Genomic DNA, 13,558 nt, shown 5'->3' on the forward strand with positions numbered 1-13,558 from the left:
ATCATGGCCAATGAACATAAAGTCATTTTAAGTGCTGATACCCGATCGCACCGTACAGAGTTTAATAAGTCAGTAGAAGCAAATAAAAAGTTTACGCTTTCTATTCAAAATGTATCTGACCAAACAAAGCTATTTGCCGCTAAGACTCGCACCTATTCAAATATGGCAGGTAAAGCGATTGCTGGATTTGCAACAGTAAGTATTGCTGCATATGCGGCGATTTATAAGAAACAAGCTGAATTTATTGATCAACAAGCAAAAACGGCAGACCGCTTAGGTATATCAACAGAAGCCTTAATTGGTTTGCAGCATGCTGCTAATCAAACCGGTGCGAGCACAGAAAGCCTCAATATGGGGTTACAGCGAATGACCAGACGTATAGGGCAAGTTGCAGCAACGGGAAGTGGTGAAGCAGCAGTGGCGCTTGAGCAATTGGGGATCTCAATTGATGAGATAAAGGATAAAAGCCCTGATCAACAATTTGCACTCATTGCAGAAAAAATGAAAGGCATACACGAGCAAGGCCAAAAAGTATTTTTAACTCAAAAGCTATTTGATTCTGAGGGGGTGAAATTACTGAATACTCTTAACTTAGGGGCTGATGGTATTGCTGCCATGATCACTGAAGCAGAAGAGTTAGGTATTACATTTAGTCGAATTGATGCCTCAAAAGTTGAAATGGCCAATGACTCATTTGACCGAGCAGAAAAGCTTTTATCATCGTTTGGTACAAAACTAGCTACCGAAACTGCTCCTCTTGTTGGTGCTTTATCAGATCTTTTCGTTGAAACAGCAAAAGAAGCCGGTGGCTTCGGCAAACTCGCCCAGCAGGTCATAGGAAAAGTATCAACTGGTATTGGTGTAATGGCTGACGGTGTTCATGGTTTAAAAGTTCTTTTTAATGGTGCGAAAGTCGTTGCTATGGGTTTTTCGACAGCGCTATGGCAAGGGCTGGCTTTTGTAATAAACAAAGGGATTGTCCCTTTTGCTAATAGGGTGACTAATGGCATTTTATTTCCGCTCAGAAAAGTATTAGAGCTTGCTCAGCATATTCCTGGTGTAGGTGATTCTGCAAAAAAGGCATTGGCAGAGTTAAATAAACTCGGAAATGCTGAGGGCTTTAAAACGCTGGATGAAATAGGTGAAACTGCATTCGACAGCCTTATTCAAGCGAAAGAAGATCTTCATAACTCTATGATGGAGCCGCTACCCTCAGAGCGTATAAAGGGATGGATTGAGGATGTTCAAGCAAAATTTCAAGCAGCTGCTGCAGAACAAACAAGTAAAGGCGGAAAAACAGGCTTATCCAATTTAATTTCTTCTGATCAAAAAGCCCTAGTTGATGCGGCTAAAAAACAATATGAAAAGATTCATGAAGCACAATTGGCCATGGAAGGTAAAGAAATTGAACTTGAGAATCGTCGCTTTGAACGTCAACAGCAGCAAATGGAAAAAGAGTTCCAGTTGCTGCGTGATAAGAACCTACTAACCGCTGAAATTGAAGCATCTTATAAGCTGGCTAAGGAGCAGGCCGAAGCACAGCACCAACAAAACATAACTAACATTCAAAAAGAGCAGCAAGAAGCTAGAGAAAAGAAAGAAAAAGAACATAAAGAAAAGTTAGACAAAGAAGAAAAGACTCGTATGGATACGATGCAGCAATCATACGATAGCTTGTTTAACGTGATGAGCGGTTATTTTGATGGCATGGACAGTAAAAAAGCGAGTTATGCGAAATCAGCTATGAGTATTGGTGCTGCCATGCTTGATGATGAAAAGAGTAATTCAATACAAAGTATTTGGACGAATACCTATGACACTGCGATGAAAGCATATAACGCGCTTGCAGATATTCCTTATGTTGGACCTGTTCTTGGTGCTGCAGCTGCAGGTGTTGTTATTGCTGCCGGTGGTATGTATGCGGGTAAAGTAAGTGGCTTAGCTTCTTTCGATGGTGGTGGTTATACAGGTAACTTACCACGTTATGGTGGTGTTGATGGTAAAGGTGGTTTCCATGCCATTTTACACGGTAATGAAACAGTTGTTGACCACAGTAAGGGGCAATCACTAGGTGCAAATGTAACGGTGAACTTGTTTGAAGATGCGAGTAGAGCAGGTTCGACAACACGTAGTTCAGGGCCATCAGGTGAAGAAGTTATCAATATATTTGTGACGAGTATACGCCAGGGTGGTGAAGCTTCATCCGTTCTTGAAAATACCTATGGGCTACAAAGGCAGGGGTTCTAAGTATGTTAGTCCGATACCCCAAAGACCTAAAACTTCCCCTTGTTTCTACTCACCGACTTTCCCAAAACCCTAATTTATTAAGAACTGAAATGGCAAGTGGTCGAGCTCGGCAGCGCAAGCGCTTTCAATCAGTGCCAACGACAATGGCTGCAACGTGGAAACTGAAGGCTGATCAGGCCGTTATTTTAGAAGGGTTTGTGAAACACGGTACCAACGATGCGGTTAACTGGTTTGTTATGCCAATTCGCACACCCCAAGGCTTAATTGATCACGATGTACGCTTTATGCAAAGCCCCCTTGAGTCATGCAGTTTCAATGGCGGGTTTTGGAGTTATAGCGCAAATATCGAAATCAAAGAGCTGCAAGTAGTGAGTAGAGAAATTTATGATCTTACTACTCACTTTGGAATATTAGATCTCTCATTCCTTTTAGATGCTATAGAAGTAACTGTTAACCAAAATAAGTTTGAGTAAATAAATATGATATTACCTACAATAGAAGACTTCGAAAATGCTAAAGAAGACTTAGACAATTTATCTAAAATTGTTAATAGTCAAACACAAGTAGTTGTAACGAGAACTGGTGCTGCAAAAAAAACGTTGGCGGGTTTAGAAGCAAATTATTTAATGACAGCTATTAATGGTGGTCTGTGGGAGGGTGGCCAGACATTTACAGCTTATAACCAGTATATGGTCCACAATGGCATTGCATATAAGCCAAAAGCAATAACTACTTTACCTTATACAGTTTCAATAACACCAGACCATGGCAAAGTTGAAGTAACCGGCGGATTGACTAAGGAGCAATCAGATAAGCGTTATAGCTTAATATTTGAAAATGTTGCAACTTTAAAAGCATTTGAGGAATTAGCCGCTGGGATGCTGGTGAAAACACAAACGTATTATGTAGGTACAGGTGGGGGTGCTAACTATTTAATTGTTACTTCCATAAATTATGGGGCAACACCTGACGGTGATTTTGATTTTTATGTCGGTTCAGAAAATAATTTAGTTGCAGTATTGATTGTCGATGGTGTATTGAATCTTGCTCAAGGCGGCTTCATACCAGCTAAAAAAGAGGATTGGTCAGACTTCTTTGAGGCTGCGTTTGCGAAAAGTAAAACTCTTTACTCAAAATTTGTTGCTGGTAAATTTTTGATTTCTCGTCCATTAAATATTCCGCTTGATGGGAAAGTAGATTTAAACCTATGTAAGCTTGGTAAAACAGATAGTTTTATTAGCAACAATGTAAATACTATTATTCAATTTACTGGTAGCAATGGTGTTGTTGCAGGTATTGATGGTTCAGATGTTGTTGCAGCTAATGAGAAGCTCATAGGTTTCAATAAAGGTATTAAAAACTGTCGAGAGCGCAATTGTCGTGTTCCCTTGAGCCGCTTTTTGAGAAATGAAGGTGTTCTGAATGACAATGTCTCAGAAACGCTTAACTCATTAGTGCCACAATATGGTGAAAATAGCCGAAGTAGAACTAAAAAAGTAAAGATGCAAATAGATACCTCGAAAACAGGAGGTTCAGGCGATTTTAGGCGTGTACGTTATATACCGTCAATTATGCGTTTAACTCATGTTAAAGTAACAGATACTAGTGGTAGCCCTGATTTTTCATTTGAAGTAATTGCTACACAAGGAGATTTAAGAGCTATTTACTCTAAGGCTCGTGGAGGCAGTAATATTGACCAAGCTATTGATTTAGATTATATCCACGAAGATTTTGATGATGTTTTACAGTTGCGTTTAATTAGTTATGGTGCAGTTGGGACTACTTTTGATATTGAACTTACATACGAGTATGAGCAAAGGTGTAATGAGCAGGTAGCTTGGTTTTATTCATCAGAGCATGATTTTTTGAAGCCGCATAAGTCAAATGCGTTAACTCACGCTTTAGGTGTTAGGGGGGCAGAGTATCGCTGTTATATTAATGGCCTTTTGAAAGTTACAAATATTACTCCACTCAGAAAAAAGAATGCTAATCATAATTGGCCTTATGTCACAGTACCTGTTTTAGCTGGAACACGTGATGCTAGCAAAACAACAGAGCTTAAGTTTTACTTAAATTATAGTGCAGCTCAAGCATTACGAGATGGTGTCACTCATTTGAAAGTGCGTCTACAGGATGCTCCCGCTATAAAATGCACAGTCATAAATGGTTGGCTCTCTCAAGCTTACGATGACGCTCCAAACGTTCATTTATCTACATTGGGAGAGCAACCAAGTATTGAGGTTGATATATCGCAAACAAGTATAGATGAATCTCAAGGTTATATTCTCATGATACCCCTTGATAGAAAAGCTATGCAGCAAGGAGCACTTCAAATGCAAGCTAATGATTTCAACTTTTTCTATCTAACGTTTTATCAAAATTTAACAGAACATTTGCCTATAGAGTGGAATGACGAATGGAGTTTTCAGTTTGAGTTTATTCGTCAGCCGGAACTAGTTTAATGAGTAGAGTACTTCAAACCCTTTACGCAAGTGCTCCGACGAATGACTTGCCAATTCACACACTAGAGCTTAAAGCTGCCGATTTATGGGAGCTTAGGATTTGTGACGGCTTTGATGACCAAGTTGCCGGCATTGAAAGTGGCGACATGGTTACATTTAAAGCCAGCGGTATGGGTGTGTCGTTACCGCAGCGAGGTGTTAAAGGGCGGCAGGACTTACAATTTCAAATTGATAATGTTTCTGGTGAGGCACTTGCACTGATTGATCAGGCAATTGATGCGGGCGTAAAAATTGATGTAATTTATCGTGTCTATGTATCGAGTGATTTAAGTGAACCTGCTGAGCCAGCAGTTACAATGAAAGCAGCTGACGTTCAAGCTACTGCACAGAGCATCAATGTGGTTGCATCATTTAATGATTTGGTAAATAAAGCTTGGCCTAACAAGCGCTATACACCTTCCATTGCCCCAGGGCTCAAATACTTCAGTTAATTATGGTATTCACAATTAATGATTATTTAAGTGTTCCATATGTGAATGAGGGGCGAGATATGTCTGGGTTTGACTGTTGGGGTCAAACTCGGCATCGCCTCCATCACTATTATGGTCAACCATTGTTTGAATCGTTTGGCCATATTCATCCCGACGATAAAAGTTTGCTTACTGATGCGTATCAACAAATTGTTTCTAGCTTTAGGCCTTGCGAGCCATCACCAGGTGCCGTGGTGTGTGGTTTTAAGTTTGGTAGCTTAATTCATATCGGCACAGTTGAACTGATCGACGGTAAGCTTGAAATACTGCACACATCCCGCCGTAAAGGGCCATCCATTGACAGCATCGATGACTTCAAACGGTTATTTAAAGAGGTTAAATTTTATGAATACGTGGGTTGATATCAAGGTTTACCCAAACAAATTAGATCCGTCTCTAATGGAGCCCTGCATATGCAAGGTTGGTTCGACACTTCATGAATGGTTGACTGAAAATGTCCCTGCTTATTATGAGAGCGATGAACCACTTTTTACTATACTTATCAATAAGCAGATCTTATTGCCTACAAATTGGAAAACTTATCAATTTAAAGCGTCGGATGATGTAAGTATTATTGTTGAGCCAAAAGGCGGAGCAGCAATTGCGTATGCAATCGTGGCTGTTATAGCTGTCGGTTATGCCGTATATACCGCCAATCAAATCCCCGATAACTATAACTCTACGACTCCCGATGGCAGCAGCATTTATGATGTAAATACTCAGGGCAATAAGCCTAGACTTATGGGCATTATCCCTGAAGGAGCAGGGCGTCATAAGATTTACCCTGACTATTTAACAATGCCACGACGAGAATATATTGATAATGAGCAATGGCTTTATTTAATGTTAAGCGTAGGTGTTGGGCGCTATGAAATATTATCCAATGAAATGTTCATAGGTAATACTCCAACAACAAGTTATGCCGGCGATATTGATATACAGGTGTTTGAACCTAGCGAAAACGTAACAGGCCATGAAGCATTCAGAAATGTTTATACCTCAAGTGAAGTAGGTTCAACTTCAGGAAGTACCGGTATTGAATTGAAAGGGCGTGTTACATCAACAGGGGGAGACTATGGGCGTTACACATATACATTTGATGGTGACACAATAATTGCTTATTTAAATGAGTATGAACCTGAAATTGGTCAAATCAAATATAAATCACCTCTACCTTATCAAGTCGGTGAAATCATTTCTGTATCAAGTACCCTTGAAGGGCAAAATGATGGTTATTATGAGATTTTAAGTCTTAATGTTAATGGGAATCAGGTAAATAAGGTTGATGGTCAATCCCAAGATGATCCTATTTGGTCAAGTTTCATCTCAGAAATTAATTCGAATGCAACTATAGAAGTTGAAGATGGGGGCGGTGACGGCCAATTTAATGGGCCTTTTTTTGCTTGCCCTGCAGGAGAAGTTACAGACAAACTTTGGTTTGATTTTCGTTTACCTCAAGGTTTAGGTGAACTTGATGATGATGGTAATTTTTTAAGTCGTACTGTGACAGTACAAATAGAGTACCGTGCTGAAGGTGCTCAAGACTGGACAGCAGTTGATGATGAAGTATTTACCAATGCAACAAATGATGAATTAGGGCGAACGGTACCTGTTACACTACCATTTAAAATAAGACCTGAAGTAAGAGTAAAAAGAGCCACAGCAGCAACTGACGATACGCGTATTTATGACGATATATTTTGGACCGCCCTTAAGGCCGAATTAAATAGTGCAACTAGTTATGATGGTTTAACCACAATAGCAATTAAGATCCGTGGCACAAATGCCTTAGCCGGCACAGCTGAAAATAAATTTAATGTTATTGGTACCCGCATTTTGCCTGTGTATGAAAATGGCGCTTGGAGCGAACCAAGGCCAACAACTGATATAGCTCCATATTTTGCGCATGTATTGAAAAGTGCAGGGCATAGCGACGACAAAATTAATTTAGAAGCCCTAGATACATTACATCCTATTTGGCATGCTCGAGCAGATGAATTTAATGCTGTGTTTGATAGTGAGAGTACTGTTTTTGAAGTTATTAAGCGTGTTCTTGCTGTAGGTTTTGCTGAACCTACAATTGATTATGGAAAAATAACCCCAGTACGTGATCAAAAGCGAACTATCTTCCGTCACATGTATCAACCTGATAACTATATTGGCATGCTTAAGCGCTCTATTAAGTTAATGGATGATGATGAACCTGATGGTATCGAAGTCGAGTACTTCGACCCAGTTACATGGAAGTCAGAAACGATTCTTTGTTTGTTACCGGGGGATGAAGGTGCTAACCCAGAAAAAATCAGAGCCTTTGGAATAACAAACCGCGATAAAGCGTATCAGTTTGGTATGCGAAAACGTCGTATTCGTCGATATCGCCGTACTCGGTTTGAATTAAAAACTGAAATGGATGCGTTGAATTCAAAGTACCTAGACTATTGTGCAGTTGCTGATGATATACCAGGCTATGAACAAACGGGTACTGTGATAGGGCATGTTGGTCGCTCAATCTATCTTGATAACCCTGAATTGCAATGGCAAACAGGCCAAACTCATATTATTGCTTTAAGAAAACCAGACGGCACTCTATCAGGCCCTTACAATGCTACGCTCGGCAATGACTCCAATGAAGTCGTCATCGATGCTGATTTAGACTTTACACCGGTATTTGATGGTTCAATCGAGCCACCTCTTTATATGTTTGGTATCACCACACGGTGGTGTAATGGTGTGCTTATAAAAGATATTAAGCCATCATCAACAGATCAGGTTTCAGTAACCGCAGAGCTTGATGATGAACGAGTTTATCTAGATGATGATAGCCCAGCGCCAACAACTACAAGCATCACAATTCCAAATATTTATTTTTAAAAATAAGTACATTGATTTTATTACGGAACTTTTATAGTTTGAGTAAAAATTAACTAGAAAAATGAAAAATATGGATAAAACAGATATCGTGAATGCAATTTTGCAACTCAAGCAAGAAAATAATTTATTTAAAGATTACTTTTTTCCTATTTGTAGTGCCTTTTTCACTTCGTTGTTAGGGGCGTTTATTGCTTACAAAACAGTTACACATCAGGAAAAAAAACTTGAAGAAAAAAATAAGTTGCACATTTCTAATAGGTGGATCATTGATATACAGGGTATCTTGACTAGCTTGATAGCTTTAAAAGTTAATTACCATGGAAGTTTGAGTAGTGATCCATATAAAAGGGCAATGCAAGTACCTAGCTTTTTAATGACAGCCCAGCATATGGAAAAAGATATTTCAGAAATAACTTTCATTTTACCAACTAGTAAGTCTGAAAGTGGTAATGGCTGGGTGCAAATTACTAGAGTTGAAGCTTTAGTAAAAAATTACAATTTATTACTAACTATGTTAGATAAACGGAATGAATTAGACTTTTCAGTGAAACAAGAGCTAGTTAAAGCTAGTTCTGATAACTCATATGCTCAATTAAATTCAGAAGATATTAAAAAGCTCTCTTCGAAAATTGATTTAGTTAATCTAATAGATCTAACAGAGCGTAGTATTTTAATGATTGATAGTTTGATTTTAGAATGTGTGGACTTTCTAGAGGAGTTTCCTAAAGTTATCGAAAAAACAGTAAAGCTAAATAAAGTTAAGAATAGTGTTAAGTTAATAAAATTTGATTTCTCTGACCAAAAAAGCGCTGAGTTTTTAAAATTATCACCAATAGGTGACTATGAAAAAATTGCAAAACTTTTTGGCGAATCGGCAGAAGGGATAAAAAAAAGATATGGTATGCAGTTAGGTTAAAAGAATAATTATAAAAAAGAAAACAAAAACCCCTAATTAAGCGGGTTTTTATATATTGATATAGTTTTAATTTTTTAATTAGTATGATTTTTGTACATAAAACTTAAGGAGAGAGAAATATGAACGACCAACTATTTGAAGCGCTTAGATGTTGGGCTCGAAAACCAACTTGGTTTACTGGTCATCCAAGTGATGAAACTAATTTTAAGTTAGCGGTATCCAATGTAAAAAACTTACCATTTACACCCACAAAAGATGAGATTTATGAAGCAATTTTAGAACATCAAAAAGACGCTCCTGCTGTTCTAGGTACACCAAAAGACATAAGACCTCAAGCTGAAAAGTTCGCTATAAAAATAGCTAAGAAGCTTTAGCTTAAAGTGCTATTTTGGATCTATTTTGGATCATACTGATAGCAAAACAGGACTACAGTAGACCATTAAGCTACAGCAAACAATACCCCTATGTAGTCTGCTCTTATCCTATCAGGGGTTCAAATCCCCCCAGCTCCACCAAATATGAAAAAGGCTGCTCTCAGAGCGGCCTTTTTTATTACATAAAATCCTCTAAAATTAATGGTTTAGAGGCTCTACTTATAAACATCACACAACTAACTGCACAGCATCGATGATGGGTTTATTTTCAATATCAATGGTGTCGATTATTTGTTTGTGTAGGCGCTTTTTGTGCTCGGCAAAAATAGCGCGTTTTTTATCGAACTGGCTGGCAAATTCAAGGGCGGTATTAAATAAGCTGTCGCTGTCTGCGCAGGCTTGTTCGATTATATGATCTTTTGCAAGTTCGCCTGCGGTTACTCGGCGGCCTGTGAGCATCATTTCGTTAAAACGATAGTGTGGAATGGCTTTTTTAATAAAGGCTAGCATGCCTGGTAAAAACGGAATTGATAAATCTACTTCTGGAAAGCAGAAAAAACCACGGTTGCTTTGCATAAATCTAAAATCACACGCGCAGGCTAAAATAGCGCCGTTGCCAAACGCATGCCCATTGATGGCGGCAATTACTGGCATCGGAAATAGTAATAAACGCTTAAATACTGCGTCCATTGCATGCATAAAATCACTCACTTCGTCTAGCTTTTGCGCTTTTAAAGCGGGCATTAGCCAGTCTGTGTCTATGCCTAGGCTCCATGATTTTTCATCATTTGAAGTAATAACCAGTGCTTTGTGTGCAGGGTTGGCTTCAATGTCATTTAAGCAGTTTAAAAATGCCTTTGCAAAAGCAGGGTTGTGACGATTTTCACCTGCGGCCATGGTGAGTATGGCTACAGAGCCTTGTGTTTTGACGTTCATTAATTCCATGCAGGATGCTTTCTATTTTATCTTTGAGTGTGCTTAGTTATATACCATCAGCAGATGAAAATAAACCTCTAGTCCGACCAGTTGCATGCTTTTAAACTGATTACCTTTTAGTCTAAAGAGGTGTTTAAACAGTCGTTTAACTTTGCCGAGCATGTTAGTTTTGAATCAAATAACATGATAAAGCGACGTAATGGAATTAATGAGTTGGGAATTATTAGGTGGTGAGTTATTAAGTCCGATCAGCACAATTGTATTGATTGTAGTAGCCGGCTTTACATCGATGATCTCCGCTGCGTTTGGTGCGGGTGGTGGGTTAATGTTGCTAGTGATTATGGCGTCAATGCTACCTATGGGGGTGGTGATCCCTGTACATGGGTTAGTGCAGCTTGGTTCTAACGCCAATCGCTTTTTGTTTACCTTTAAGCATATTGATGCGGCGATGTTTATATACTTTTCATTAGGCGGTGTACTGGGCGCATTAGTGGCATCGTCTATTGTGACATCGATCCCGCTAGAGCTAATGAAGATTGTTGTGGCTGTGTTTGTGTTGTATTTACTTTGGGGCGTAACCCCAGAACTGAGAGAAACATCAAAACTATGGCGAGTGTTTGCAGGGCTTTGGACAAGCTTTACTTCGATGTTTGTGGGGGCAAGTGGCCCATTGGTTGGTAGCTGCTTATACGTGAATAATTACGACAAGCTTAAGTTTACAGCCACTTTTTCAAGCTGTATGACGGTTCAGCACACGCTAAAAGCGATTTTATACGGTGCAGTGGGCTTTGCATTTTGGCAATGGCTACCTTTGGTGATATTAATGATTTTAAGCGGTGCAATAGGCACATGGCTTGGCCTAAAATTATTGCACCGCATTTCATCCGACAAATTTAAAAAGATTTTTCGTTTAGTGTTAACTGTGCTTTCCCTGCAACTTGCTTGGCAAGGAATAAGCTACGCACTTAATTAAAAGCAGGTAATTCGCTTAATGGTTTATCGCCATTAAATAGCTCAAAAACCTGTGAGTTTTTAGACTCTTTCGTCGCGATATAGACTAACGCGTCGGCAACGTCTTCGCGATTAATAACAGCATCTTGACGTGTCGCTGGTCGGGTTGTTGTGAACACTCCTGTGGCCTTATCATCCAGTAACGTACCTGGTCTTATAATGGTGTGATTTAGCCCACTTTGTATGAGGTGTTGATCAGCCATATGCTTAGCTACTAAATAGGGCTTAATGCTGCTTTCGATGTTGTCTGGTGCATCTGCGCCAATTGAGCTCACCATAATAAAATGGTTCACTTTGGCATCTACTGCATAATTTATAGCTTTAACTGCGGCCCATAAATCAATGAGTAGTGTTTTGTCTGCACCCGTTGCGCCACCTGAGCCGGCGCTGAAAATCACTTGCTCTATTCCCTCAAAAGCACGACTAAAGTCGTTTTCAAGGTCTTGTTCAACAATGGTTAAATTATTGTGCTCAATACCGGCTAGCTTGTTTTTATCACGAACCAGTGCCACCACATCATTGCCTTCGCTCAGCATTTTTTGAGTGGTCATTTTACCGATTTGCCCACTTGCACCTATGATTAAGGTTTTCATTTCAAACTCCTTCTATCTATTGGGTAATTTTCGTCGTTAACTAAAGACCTTGGGGTATCTATTTATTTTTAAAGGGGGTAAATCAAACTTTGAATTAAAAAGTGAATTTTGGCATAGTCTAAACTAGGTACATGGATATTTTAAAAAGGACTCTAAGTGAAAACATTTTCAAAAGCCTTAGTATTACTAACGGCCATTTTTAGCTATTCAATCTCGGCAAAGCCCCTTATTTCACCTTACCCAAATAGTGAACTTGAAAGCTCAATTAATTTAGCAGGCGAGCAAACTAAATTGGTGAGCCAATTTGATATGACCCAAAAAGCAGCAAATCGCTTTAGTTATACTGAGCATATTGGTGATGTTAGTCATAATTTATATGAAATTAAGAATGTGGCTACCCTTAAAGTGATTGAAAACTATAAAGCAGCACTCGTAGCAGATGGCTTTAAAATAGCTTACTCATGTGAACTTGAATCATGTGGTACAAGCAGCGATTTTGCTGACACAGTGAGCTATTTCAACCCGTATAATTACCACCGTAAACCTTATTATATTTATGCAACGAAAGGTGAAGCCCCTGACTTTGCAGTGACGGTTTTTGCTGGTCGATATCAGAATAAAACCCGTGTTATGGTTTCTTCCGTGGCAGTAAAAGAGATTGAAACAGGGTTAATTAAAGCGGATGCAGCTGGCTTTGCAAAACAGCAAAATAACAACGTAGCTAAAGCAGCAAAAGATGATGAAAGAGGCTCTAAAGACCACCCATTATTAAGCCGTTACCCTGGTAGTTATATCGAATCATATGAACAGATTGACTATGAAGAGTTTTCGTTGCCAGTTGGTGCATTCGATACAAACACTAAACAATTACCTGTTGAAAAAGTGACAGGGGATATTACCCGCATTACCTATGTAATTAGGCAAGTATCAACACTTAAAATTTACCACAATTATGTATCTGCATTGATAAAAGAAGGGTTTGAAACGGTGTTTAGTTGTGAGCACCAAACCTGTGGCAAGGACAGAAAAGCAATACAAGCGCTCGGCGATCATATAGCAATAAAACAGGTGTACAACTATCACCGTCAGCCCCGTTATCAGCTAATGAAAAGTACAGTCGAGAATCAAACAACGTATGTCGGTTTTTTTGTTGGTAACTACCAAGGTAACACGCGTGTTCAACTTGTTGTTATTCGAACAGAGCCATTACAAGAGGGTCTAGTTAAAACCAACCCCGATCAGGTATTAAAACAACTAGAGCAAAAAGGGAAAGCGGCTATTTATGGTATTTTCTTTGATTACGACAAAGCAGATATCAAGCCTGAGTCAGCGGAATCATTAAAAGTGATTGCTGATGTTTTAAATAAAAATAAACGTTTAAACCTGTACGTGGTTGGCCACACCGATGATAAAGGTAGCCCTGAGTATAACTTAACGCTGTCATCCAAACGTGCCAAAGCGGTTGTTAAAGCACTTGTGGCTCAATACGGTATTAAAGAATCGCGTTTAACAGGCTACGGTGTAGGGCCCTATGCACCTGCCGCAACGAACAAAAACGACTTAGGTCGTCAGCTTAATAGGCGAGTAGAGCTTGTTGAACGATTAACGAATTAAACAT

At 39.2% G+C, this 13,558-nt stretch carries 12 protein-coding genes; 10 read left to right on the forward strand and 2 right to left on the reverse strand.

From position 1 onward, the window contains the following. Positions 1-3 precede the first annotated feature (3 nt). The 8 genes from PAARA_RS19365 (at position 4) to PAARA_RS19400 (ending at position 9,400) form a co-directional block, all read left to right on the forward strand. On the forward strand, positions 4-2,247 hold the full coding sequence (locus PAARA_RS19365; RefSeq protein ID WP_062570621.1) for a phage tail tape measure protein: 2,244 nt from the start codon (positions 4-6) through the stop codon (positions 2,245-2,247). A gap of 89 nt (positions 2,248-2,336) precedes the next feature. Continuing rightward, positions 2,337-2,720, forward strand: coding sequence for a hypothetical protein (locus PAARA_RS19370; RefSeq protein ID WP_062570622.1), 384 nt, complete (start codon positions 2,337-2,339; stop codon positions 2,718-2,720). 6 nt (positions 2,721-2,726) lie between these two features. Continuing rightward, complete coding sequence (locus PAARA_RS19375; protein WP_062570623.1) at positions 2,727-4,709, forward strand: hypothetical protein; 1,983 nt, start codon at positions 2,727-2,729, stop codon at positions 4,707-4,709. Next, positions 4,709-5,200, forward strand: coding sequence for a DUF1833 family protein (locus PAARA_RS19380; RefSeq protein WP_062570624.1), 492 nt, complete (start codon positions 4,709-4,711; stop codon positions 5,198-5,200). Before PAARA_RS19375 ends, PAARA_RS19380 begins: the two co-directional genes overlap by 1 nt. Before the next feature lie 59 nt (positions 5,201-5,259). Next, on the forward strand, positions 5,260-5,601 hold the full coding sequence (locus PAARA_RS19385; protein WP_245220004.1) for a hypothetical protein: 342 nt from the start codon (positions 5,260-5,262) through the stop codon (positions 5,599-5,601). Beyond that, a complete protein-coding gene (locus PAARA_RS19390) occupies positions 5,585-8,110 on the forward strand; it encodes a host specificity factor TipJ family phage tail protein (RefSeq protein ID WP_062570626.1) in 2,526 nt (841 codons plus the stop codon). The genes PAARA_RS19385 and PAARA_RS19390 overlap by 17 nt, the downstream gene beginning before the upstream one ends. Before the next feature lie 70 nt (positions 8,111-8,180). Continuing rightward, on the forward strand, positions 8,181-9,026 hold the full coding sequence (locus PAARA_RS19395) for a hypothetical protein (protein ID WP_157066242.1): 846 nt from the start codon (positions 8,181-8,183) through the stop codon (positions 9,024-9,026). Between the two features lie 119 nt (positions 9,027-9,145). Continuing rightward, a complete protein-coding gene (locus tag PAARA_RS19400) occupies positions 9,146-9,400 on the forward strand; it encodes a hypothetical protein (RefSeq protein WP_062570628.1) in 255 nt (84 codons plus the stop codon). Positions 9,401-9,628: 228 nt separating this feature from the next. Here PAARA_RS19400 and PAARA_RS19405 read toward each other — a convergent pair whose 3' ends face one another. Continuing rightward, positions 9,629-10,336: an enoyl-CoA hydratase/isomerase family protein gene (locus PAARA_RS19405; protein ID WP_245220006.1), complete on the reverse strand. Its 708-nt coding sequence runs from the start codon at positions 10,334-10,336 to the stop codon at positions 9,629-9,631. Positions 10,337-10,544: 208 nt separating this feature from the next. Here PAARA_RS19405 and PAARA_RS19410 point away from each other — a divergent pair, with 208 nt between their 5' ends. Next, complete coding sequence (locus tag PAARA_RS19410; RefSeq protein WP_062570805.1) at positions 10,545-11,309, forward strand: sulfite exporter TauE/SafE family protein; 765 nt, start codon at positions 10,545-10,547, stop codon at positions 11,307-11,309. On the opposite strand, the gene PAARA_RS19415 is transcribed toward PAARA_RS19410, so the two are convergent. Then, complete coding sequence (locus PAARA_RS19415; RefSeq protein ID WP_062570630.1) at positions 11,302-11,940, reverse strand: SDR family oxidoreductase; 639 nt, start codon at positions 11,938-11,940, stop codon at positions 11,302-11,304. The two genes, PAARA_RS19410 and PAARA_RS19415, sit on opposite strands and share 8 nt — an antisense overlap. Before the next feature lie 156 nt (positions 11,941-12,096). Here PAARA_RS19415 and PAARA_RS19420 point away from each other — a divergent pair, with 156 nt between their 5' ends. Beyond that, positions 12,097-13,554, forward strand: coding sequence for an OmpA family protein (locus PAARA_RS19420; protein WP_062570631.1), 1,458 nt, complete (start codon positions 12,097-12,099; stop codon positions 13,552-13,554). Positions 13,555-13,558 lie beyond the last annotated feature (4 nt).

It is taken from the genome of Pseudoalteromonas arabiensis, from assembly GCF_001550155.1.
GTDB classification, from domain to species: Bacteria; Pseudomonadota; Gammaproteobacteria; order Enterobacterales; family Alteromonadaceae; genus Pseudoalteromonas; species Pseudoalteromonas arabiensis.

What these genes read in the sequence shown, in the direction of transcription:
- PAARA_RS19400 (WP_062570628.1), top strand. Translation starts at nt 9,146, where the DNA reads ATGAACGACCAACTATTTGAAGCGCTTAGATGTTGGGCTCGAAAACCA.
- PAARA_RS19380 (WP_062570624.1), top strand. Translation starts at nt 4,709, where the DNA reads ATGAGTAGAGTACTTCAAACCCTTTACGCAAGTGCTCCGACGAATGAC.
- PAARA_RS19415 (WP_062570630.1), bottom strand. Translation starts at nt 11,940, where the DNA reads ATGAAAACCTTAATCATAGGTGCAAGTGGGCAAATCGGTAAAATGACC.
- PAARA_RS19395 (WP_157066242.1), top strand. Translation starts at nt 8,181, where the DNA reads ATGGATAAAACAGATATCGTGAATGCAATTTTGCAACTCAAGCAAGAA.
- PAARA_RS19405 (WP_245220006.1), bottom strand. Translation starts at nt 10,336, where the DNA reads ATGAACGTCAAAACACAAGGCTCTGTAGCCATACTCACCATGGCCGCA.
- PAARA_RS19390 (WP_062570626.1), top strand. Translation starts at nt 5,585, where the DNA reads ATGAATACGTGGGTTGATATCAAGGTTTACCCAAACAAATTAGATCCG.
- PAARA_RS19375 (WP_062570623.1), top strand. Translation starts at nt 2,727, where the DNA reads ATGATATTACCTACAATAGAAGACTTCGAAAATGCTAAAGAAGACTTA.
- PAARA_RS19410 (WP_062570805.1), top strand. Translation starts at nt 10,545, where the DNA reads ATGAGTTGGGAATTATTAGGTGGTGAGTTATTAAGTCCGATCAGCACA.
- PAARA_RS19385 (WP_245220004.1), top strand. Translation starts at nt 5,260, where the DNA reads ATGTCTGGGTTTGACTGTTGGGGTCAAACTCGGCATCGCCTCCATCAC.
- PAARA_RS19365 (WP_062570621.1), top strand. Translation starts at nt 4, where the DNA reads ATGGCCAATGAACATAAAGTCATTTTAAGTGCTGATACCCGATCGCAC.
- PAARA_RS19370 (WP_062570622.1), top strand. Translation starts at nt 2,337, where the DNA reads ATGGCAAGTGGTCGAGCTCGGCAGCGCAAGCGCTTTCAATCAGTGCCA.